General features: G+C 67.1%; 3 protein-coding genes and 1 pseudogene. 1 reads left to right on the forward strand and 3 read right to left on the reverse strand.

What is annotated here, in order from left to right:
- Positions 1 to 947: aminopeptidase (locus Q0693_RS02620; RefSeq protein WP_298628981.1), on the reverse strand; the 947-nt coding region annotated here is incomplete at its 3' end.
- 20 nt (positions 948 to 967) lie between these two features.
- On the opposite strand from Q0693_RS02620, the gene Q0693_RS02625 reads away from it, so the two are divergent.
- The gene (locus Q0693_RS02625; protein WP_298628983.1) at positions 968 to 2,068 is read left to right on the forward strand and encodes an E3 binding domain-containing protein; all 1,101 of its coding nucleotides are present in this window, start codon (positions 968 to 970) and stop codon (positions 2,066 to 2,068) included.
- Here the strand turns inward: Q0693_RS02625 and uvrB are convergent.
- Positions 2,065 to 4,059, reverse strand: coding sequence for an excinuclease ABC subunit UvrB (uvrB, locus tag Q0693_RS02630; protein ID WP_298628985.1), 1,995 nt, complete (start codon positions 4,057 to 4,059; stop codon positions 2,065 to 2,067). The two genes, Q0693_RS02625 and uvrB, sit on opposite strands and share 4 nt — an antisense overlap.
- 58 nt (positions 4,060 to 4,117) lie before the next feature.
- A pseudogene (locus Q0693_RS02635) lies at positions 4,118 to 5,400 on the reverse strand (S-layer protein); the annotation flags it as partial.

Raw genomic sequence — 5,400 nt, forward strand, 5'->3', positions numbered from 1 at the left:
TAGCTCCGTCCCAGGGCCAGGTGCACGGTACCCCCCATCTTCTCGTCCAGGAGGATGAGGCCCGTGGGGCGGGTGAGGCCGAAGTTGGTGCCAATGCCCACCTCGCCAAGCCGCCTGGCCCCCTCATCCGTGGCCAGGGCCGCCCGCAGGTACTCTTCCCCCACCTCCGCCCGGGCCTCCACCACCTCGCCCCTCTGGAAGCGCAGGTAGACCCCTTCCACCCGCCTTCCCCCCACGAAGGCGGGCAGGTTGAAGCGCACCTCGCCCTCGGCGGAGTCCTCCAGGGGGCCGGTAAACACCTCTCCCGAGGGCATGTTGCGCCGGCCATCGGAGTTGATCCACCGCCTGCCCGCCACGGAAAGCCTTAGGTCCGTGCCCGGGGCCAGGAGGCGAAGCTCCTCTCCTTGGGCCAGCCTCTGGATCAAGGCCTCTTGGAAGCGGGCAAGGGCTTTCCAAGCGGCAACGGGGTCTTCCCGGTCCAGGAACAAGGCCCTTTGCAAGTACTCCCGGAACTCCTCCGTGCCCATCCCCGCCCCCACCGCGTAGCCCACCGTGGGGTAGAGGGTGAGGGCCCAGGGCTTTTTTAAGCGGAGCTCGGCAAGCGGCTGCCAGGCCCGCTGGTGCCTGAGGGAAAGCCCGGGGTCCAGGGAGGCTACCTCCAGGGGGTTTTCCGCGGAAAGGATGCGCAGGAACTTGTCCGCCTGCTCATAAAGAGCGCGCTCCACCTCCGGTATCCTCTCCAGCCAAGCCCCCCCGTGGAGGAGGAAATCCCGCCCTTCCCCCGGGTAGCCGATGCGGAAAAGAGGGTAGGCCCCCCGCCCTAGGAAGGCCCTTTTCAAGTGGGGCAGGAGGGGCAAGGCTGGAAGTTCCGCCTCCACCAAAATGGCCTCCCCTTCCTGGGCCTCGAGGCAGTACGCCGCCAAGAGTTCCGCGAACCTGGCTTCCACCCTGTTATCATAGGGCCAAGATGGCCGAACCCAAGATCACGCCCCTGGCCCGGCGTCTGGCCGAGGAAAACGGCATAGACTGGCGCAGGCTCCAGGGCACCGGGCCCGATGGCACCATTGTGGAGCGGGACATCCTGGCCTTCCTGGCCAAGGTGATGGCCGGGGAGGTGGAGTTGCCCCCCATGCCGGAAGAGGCCCCACCCCTGCCCCCGGAAGAGGAGCTGAAGCGGGTCCAGGAAGTCCTGGACCGGGAAGGGGTGGACCTGGAGGACGTCCTCCCCACCCCACCCAAGGCCCCCACCCTGGCGGTGGAGGAGGTGGCCGAGGAGGAGCTGGACCTCGAGCCCGCCCTTCTGGAGGACCTGGAGCTGGACCTGGAAGAGGATCTCCTCCTGGCCGAGGAGGTTCCCCAGAAAACCTCCCGGGAAAGCCTCTCCCCCTTTGAGCCTCAAGAGGAAGCCCTTTTCCCGGAGCCGGAGGAGGAGCTGGAAGAGCTCCTTTTGGGTGCGGAGGAGGGGCCTTTGCCACCTCGCCCCGAAGCCTTAGTGGAAGAAGCTCTGGGGGGGGGCCAAGGGGCGGAAGCCTCCAAGCTGCCGGGGGTCACCGCAAAGGCCCCAGCCCAAGAGGCTCCCCTAGCCGGGGCCATCCCTGCCCCCACGCCCATCCCCACTCCCGGCCTCGCCGCCACCCCTGCCCCCTCCCTTCTACGGGTCCACCGCCTGCGGTTCAGCCCCGAGGGACTCAGGGCAGCCCTGGAGGCCTTCCAAAGGGTACACGGGGTGCCGGCAACACCCTTGCCCTTCCTCCTGAAGGCGGCCGAGAGGGCTCTGGCCGACCTGGAACTCCCCCTTGAGCCCCTCCTTGGCCGGGTGGTGGGGGATGGGGTGTGGGGCGTGAGGCCAGCCCTGGGCTTCCTCGCCCTCTTCCACCAGGAGGGTGGGGAGGAGGGAGAAGGGCTTTTGTGCTTCGCCACCGGGGAAGAGGTGCACACCGGCCAGCCCAGCCTTTTCCTGGACGAAGGGGGCCTCCTGGCGGCCTCGGGCCTCGAGGCGCCCCTGGCCCAGAGGCTTCTGGAACGGGTGGCCCTCTACCTGGAAAACCCCGTCCTCCTCTTGGCCTAGCGGCGCCTCCGCTTCCTCCTTCCCGGCACCGGCTCCGGGCCCTTGAGGCCCTGTAGGCGGGCCTCGAGGGCCCGAATCTCGTCCCTAAGCCTCGCCGCCCGCTCAAAGTCCAGGGCCTCCGCCGCCTGCCACATGGCCAGCTCCAGCTGGGCAATCTGCTCCTTCAGGTCCTCCCCCTCCAAGGCCTCCAGGGCGGCCTCCTCGTACCCCTCCGGGCGGATGATGGCCCTGACCTCCTTGCGCACCGTCTCCGGGACGATGCCGTGCTCCCGGTTGTAGGCCTCCTGCAAGGCCCTTCTCCGGTTGGTCTCCCGGATGGCCCTCTCCATGGCCTCGGAGACCGTGTCCGCATAGAGCCAGACCTCCCCCTTGGCGTTCCTGGCCGCCCGGCCGATGGTCTGGATGAGGCTCCGTTCGCTCCGCAAGAACCCTGTCTTGTCGGCGTCCAGGATGGCCACCAGGGAGACCTCGGGGATGTCCAGACCCTCCCTTAAGAGGTTGATCCCCACCAGGGCGTCAAAATGCCCAAGCCTAAGGTCCCGGATCAGGGCCTGGCGCTCAAAGGCGTCCAGCTCGTGGTGCAAGTACCGGGCCCTTACGCCATGCTCCTGCAAAAAGGCGGTGAGCTCCTCGGCCATGCGCACCGTGAGGACGGTGACCAGGGTCCTCTCCCCCCTTGCCGCCCGTTCCCGGATCCCCTCCATGAGGTCCAGGATCTGGTTCGCCGTGGGCTTCACCACCACCAGGGGGTCCAGAAGCCCCGTGGGGCGGATGATCTGCTCCACCATCCGGCCCGAGTGGGCAAGCTCAAAGGGCCCCGGGGTGGCGGAGACGAAGACCACCTGGGGCACCCTCTCCAGGAACTCCTCAAAGCGCAGGGGCCGGTTGTCCAGGGCGCTGGGCAGGCGGAAGCCGTAGTCCACCAGGGTCTTCTTGCGCACATAGTCCCCCCGGTACATGCCCTGAAGCTGGGGCACGGTCACGTGGGACTCGTCCAGGAAGACCAGGAAATCCTCGGGGAAGTAGTCCAAAAGGGTGTAGGGGGGCTCCCCGGGGGCCTTGCCCGTGAAGTAGCGGGCGTAGTTCTCCACCCCCGGGCAGGTGCCCATGACCCTTAGCATCTCCAGGTCGTAAAGGGTGCGCTCCTTGAGGCGCTGGGCGTAGAGGACCTCCCCCCTTTCCTCAAAGTGGCGGACCCTTTCCCATAGCTCCTTCTCAATCTCCTTAAGGATCCCCTCCAGCCCCTCCGGGGAAAGGTAATGGGTGGCGGGAAAGAGGACGAAGCCGGGAAGCTCCCTTAGCCTCTCCCCCGTGATGGGGTGCACCTGGAGGATGCGCTCCACCTCATCCCCAAAGAGCTCCACCCGGAGGGGCTCCGTCTCGTAGGCGGGGAAGATCTCCAGGACCTCCCCCCTGGCCCGGAAGCGGCCCGGGGCCAGGTCGATATCGTTGCGGGTATACCCCAGCTCCAGAAGCCTCTCCAAAAGGGCCTCCCGGGGGTAGAGGGCCCCCCGTTCCACCACCAGGTTCCTTTGCCGGTACTCCCGGGGGTCCCCCAGGCCGTAGATGGCCGACACCGAGGCCACCACCACCACGTCCCTACGGGTGAGGAGGCTACGGGTGGTGGAGTGGCGGAGGCGCTCAATCTCAGGGTTGATGCTGGCGTCCTTCTCAATGTAGAGGTCCTTCCCCGGCACGTAGGCCTCGGGCTGGTAGTAATCGTAGTAGCTGATGAAGTACTCCACGGCGTTTTCCGGGAAAAGCTCCCTAAACTCCGCCGCCAGCTGGGCCGCCAGGATCTTGTTGGGGGCCAGGACCAGGGCCGGCCTCCCCAGGGCCTCGATCACCTTGGCCACCGTCACCGTTTTCCCTGTTCCCGTGGCCCCCAGGAGGGTAACGAAGCGCTCCCCGTCCCCCAAGGCCTGCACGAGCTCCCGGATGGCCTTGGGCTGGTCCCCCTTGGGGCTTGGGCCGTGGTAGCGGAAGGGCATACCTCCACCATAGCAAAGCCCCCCGCCCAGGGGGCGGGGGGCCTTAGGAGCCACGGCCCTAGAACTTGACGGTGTAGGTGATGCGGAAGGTGCGGGCGTGATCCCCAGCCGAGGTCAGGTACTCCCCGTAGTCGGCCCTCAGGTCGTAGTAACGCCAGGTGACGTTGAAGCCCGCCAGGCTGCCGCTATTCGGACCGGCACCAGAGTACAGGTTGTCCTTGTCTGCACGGAAGGCGTTGTCGGCAGCCCCCACGAACACGCTGGCCACATTGCTGGCCCGGTACTCCGCGTAGCGGGCCTCGAGGCTGGAGCCAGGGAAGAGGAACTCACCCAGGGAGAGGCCCACCCCCCACTTGAGCTCCTCGGTGCCGCCGGTCTGCCGGGCCACCACCTCCCCCAGGAGCCTGGGCTTCAGGGGGAGGAGGCCCCCCAGGTCCACGGAGGCCTGGAGGCCGCCCTTAAGGGTCTCGTTGTTAGGCACGCTGAGATTCGGATCGCTGTAGCGGAAGAGGAGGGTGTCCAGGCTCAAGGGGCCAAGGCCCAGCTTGTAGGTGCCAAAGGCGGCCAGGCCAAAGAAGTTGCCTGGGATGTCATACTTACCCTCGAGGGTCAGGTTCAGGTCCTTCACCAGGGCGTCCTTCGCGCCGCCATTATGGCTCAAGGTGCCGGTGACGGTGGAGCTGGCCGGGGGGGCCCCGAGGTCAAAGTAGCTACTCCCCGCATTGAACCGGGTATCGTAGGCCACCTTCAGGCTGAAGGCCATGGGCAGACCCAGGGTGGCGGCGGCCCCAAGGTCGGTGGTGATGGCTAACGGCGGACTGTATGGATAGGTGCCGGAGCTATCCCCGTAGAGCTCCAGCCCCACCGGACCCAAGGAGGCGTCCAGGCTCACGCCTACCCCTTCCTGGTTGTCAGGGTAGGGGGCGGGGGACTGGCGGCCTTTTACGCCCCCGTAGTAGGCCAGGTGGCTTGCGGACATGCCCGCAACGCCGTCCTTATACTGGGGGTCAATGGCCCGGTAGTTGGCCTTGAGGCCCACGGGGCCCAGCTTGCCCTCCAGCTGCACGTAGTAGGCCCAGTCGGCCGTGGCGGGGTCAAAGTAGTCCTGGAAGTAGCCCCCGATGTTGGTGGTCTTGGAGGTGACGAAAAGCCCCTTCACGGAGAAGTCCCCCAGCTTCAGGCTGCCGTCCAGGCCCAGGGCGGAGCGCACCGGGTTTGGCTGGGGACCGGCAGGTGGAGGTGGGCCGTCGTTGGCCGCATAGCTCAGGGCCAGGTCTAGACCCGCAAAGGGCTTGGTGGCCACCCGGATGCCGAAGTAGTTGCCCTGGAGGTTGCCGCCCG

It is taken from the genome of uncultured Thermus sp. (assembly GCF_938010445.1).
Classification (GTDB): domain Bacteria; phylum Deinococcota; class Deinococci; order Deinococcales; family Thermaceae; genus Thermus; species Thermus altitudinis.